The sequence below is a fragment of the Mesorhizobium sp. M7A.F.Ca.ET.027.03.2.1 genome, from assembly GCF_003999175.1.
GTDB lineage: Bacteria > Pseudomonadota > Alphaproteobacteria > Rhizobiales > Rhizobiaceae > Mesorhizobium.
In genome coordinates this window covers 1-3161 of sequence record NZ_RZOM01000742.1, presented here as the reverse complement: position 1 = coordinate 3161, position 3161 = coordinate 1, and the positions used below count along the sequence as shown (strand labels likewise).

At 65.4% G+C, this 3161-nt stretch carries 2 protein-coding genes; both read right to left on the bottom strand.

The genetic code is table 11. The features are described from left to right. Window positions 1-1309: phosphatase PAP2/dual specificity phosphatase family protein (locus EN750_RS26015; protein WP_145967916.1), on the bottom strand; the 1309-nt coding region annotated here is incomplete at its 3' end. 5 nt (window positions 1310-1314) lie between these two features. Then, complete coding sequence (locus tag EN750_RS26010; RefSeq protein WP_189526451.1) at window positions 1315-3102, bottom strand: bifunctional alpha/beta hydrolase/class I SAM-dependent methyltransferase; 1788 nt, start codon at window positions 3100-3102, stop codon at window positions 1315-1317. Window positions 3103-3161 lie beyond the last annotated feature (59 nt).

Sequence of the window (3161 nt, the reverse complement as noted above, 5' to 3'; positions counted from 1 at the left end):
CTATGGCGTCGGCAAGATGAACCGGCCGGCCGAGGGCCGCGAGCATTTCGCGGGCAAGCGCCGGCGTCTTGGCCCTGCCGGTCGCCACCAGCCATTCGGCGACGACGCCGGCGCTGCGCTGGAAGCCGAGCGCGCAGCACACCAGCACGGTGCCGTCGCGGCGCGCACTCTCCAGCGCGCCGGCTGCCTGTTGCCGTATCGCCACTGGCGGCGGCAACAGGTCGACCATCGGAAAGCTGATCCAGCGGCAATCGGCTGCCGCAGGCCTCTTAAGTTCGGCGGCGAGATCGATGACCGTGCCGAAGCTGCTGGCCTCGCGCGCCGTGGGAAAGCGCCCGAGAAAGACGCCGTCGGCAATCGCCGCCTGGGGAGCAAGTTTGCGCGTCCAGGCCCATATGTTGGCCCTGGCGCCGAGACGGTAAGGCAAGAGCAGGACACGGCTTGCGAGCGTGATGCTGCCATCGGCGGATTTCTGGAACACTTTTTCGCCTGCTCCTGCATAGGCGAAGGCGACGATGGCCAGCGCCAGCGCCGGCCAAAGCAGGAAGAGCGCGACGGCGCAGAACAAGGCGCCGAGCGCTGCACCGGCCAGCGCGAGGACCGCGCCCAGCGCGTAGAACCGCGCCAGCCGCCGCGCTTTCACATCGCTGGTCAGCCGGAAGCCTGAAAACGGCAACGCGCCGCTGCGCGGAAACAGCCACAGCGCAAAGAACCCGAGCAGCGCGCCGGTCGGAATGTCGATGAAGTGATGCTGCCAGGTCGTCAGCACCGAGGCACCGATCAGGAAGCTCCAGCCATGCCAGAGCGGCAGGAGCAACCCGCGGAGCCGGTGGCGCCAATGATCCCAGATGATCACCAAAAGGGCGATGTGCAGCGAGGGCGCCTGGTTGAACGGCTTGTCGAAACCACCAAGCACGGCAAACAGGAAGCCGGGCAGTCCGGTCGTTGCAGGTCGCACGAATGTCGCGGTCAGCGGGAACAGGATGAAGCAGATAACGGCGACGACCTGCGCGGTGAGATAGCGCCCGGCCAGGCGGTCGACGCCTTGCTTGTCGTTGTTGAGCAGCAGCGACAGGCCATAGAACAGATTGATCGACCAATAGGGCACGATGGTCCAGGCGACGAACGGAATGCTGTGTTCCCACGAGAACACGATGCTGCCGACCTCGTCGCGCCGCGAGGCCAGCCAGTTGGCGAAGCCGTAGCTGAGGTAGAAGAACGGCGCCAGGAAGGCCAGCCAGAGCGCGGCCCTGACGACCACCCGTCCATAAGGCTCGGTGCGCGCGATGGGTGCAAGCGACGAGGCCATGCTGCTCAGCGGCGCCGTGCGACCGAGACGGTGAAGATGCCCCATTGGTCGATGCGCTGGTCGAGCTTTTCGAAACCGGCGGCTTCGACGAGCTGGTCCATCTCACCCTGCGTGCGCCGCCGCATCACCCAGGCCTCGCCGCCGCGATGCGAAGTCAGGGTGCGGGCGATCATCTCGAGCTGCGGATGCCAGGGCTGGTTGGTGTAGAGCAACAGGCTTCCCGGCTGCATGGCGCTGGCCAATCCACCGAGCGAGCGGGCTATCATCGCATTGTCGGAGAACAACTCGTAAAGGCCGGAAACGATGGCAAGATCCGGAGCTGGATCGATCGATGCGAGCATGTCGGCATCGAAGGCGTCGGCGCGCTGGAACGAGACATCAGCCGGCAATTGCCGCTCGGCGATCAGCTTGCGGCCAAGCTGGACGTTGAGGTCGGAATAATCCTGCAGGCGAACGCTCGCCGGCTGATCGGGGCTCTTCACGATGGCATCGAGAACATAGCGGCCATGGCCGGCCGCGATGTCGAGAATGTGCGCTGGCCGGCCAGCGGCCTTGAGCGTCGCCAGGCAAGAGCCGATGAGCTCTTCGAGATGCAGCTTGCGCTGGCGGATGCCGCGCCAGCCAATGGCCTCCAGGAAAATGCGGTCGACGACGCGGCCAAGAGGCGTAAGCCCGCGCGCATTGTTCTCGTAGACGTAGTCCAGCGTCGAGCCGGAATCGAAGCCGGTGGTCACGCCGGCCTTCATACCTTGCGAGACCCAGGCGCCCATGCGGATAGAGGCACGGCTGAATGCCCAATAGAGGCCCTTTGGCGACATCAAAGCGAGCGGCGAGGCAAGTCGGTCCGCCTCGTCGCGGGTGTAGCCGGCAATGTCCGCCTGCTTAAGGTCGACAGGCGCGTCCGGTGCCGTGAACTGCCTGGCCAGGAATGGCCGGATCAGGTCGAGGGCCTTTGCCCGGTCGCGCTCGCCCAGCGTGTCGTGGAAGAAACCAGGCAACACATGGCGTTCCTTGGTGCGGCTGCCGAGATTGACGAAGAACTCGTGCTGCGGGCCGTGGCGCACCACCCAGTCGCTGCCCGATAGCAGAAGCTGGGTCGGCACGGTGATGGCGCGGGCGTCACTGACGATGCGTGCGGCATGCTGATAGAGTTCGACCAGGATGTTGGAAGCGATCGGCCGCGTGATCAACGGATCGCTCTCGAAAGAGGCGATGCGCACGGGATCGTGGGTCAGGAATTTCGCCTTGACGTAGGAATTGACGAAGAAGCGGCCCTTGATCTTCTGCCAGAGTGCGATGCCCTCCTTGGCGAAGGGCACGTAGAGTTTTACCGAGAAGGCCGGTGAGGCCAGCACCATGGCGCGCAGCTTCGGCGCATAGTCATGCACCCAGGCGGCGGCCAGCACGGCGCCGAAGGATTGTGCGATCAGCGCGATATCCCGAGTGGCAAAGCCATCCCTGGCTGCAATCTCGCGCATGAAGCAGTCGATGTCGCGCACCAGGGCCGAGAAGGAGGGCGCATAGCCGCGCTCGCCGGACGAGCGGCCATTGCCGCGGGCATCCCAGGCATAGAAGGCGTGGTCCGGCATCTGCAATTCATCGACGAGATGGGCCATGCGGCCGCCATGCTCGTGGCCGCGGTGGAAGAGCACCACCGCGCCCTTGGCATCGGCGGAGGCCGCCGGCCAGAATCGGTAGAAGATCTCCGTCCCGTCATGGCTGCGGAAAACCCGCTCCTGTGCTTGCCGCGCAAGGCTTTCCGTGGCCGCGGCGGCGATCGGTTCGTGCATCATGGTCTTCCCCTCTGGCGGCATGGCGAGCCTCGATGCTCAGCTGGCGCTGGCAATAATGC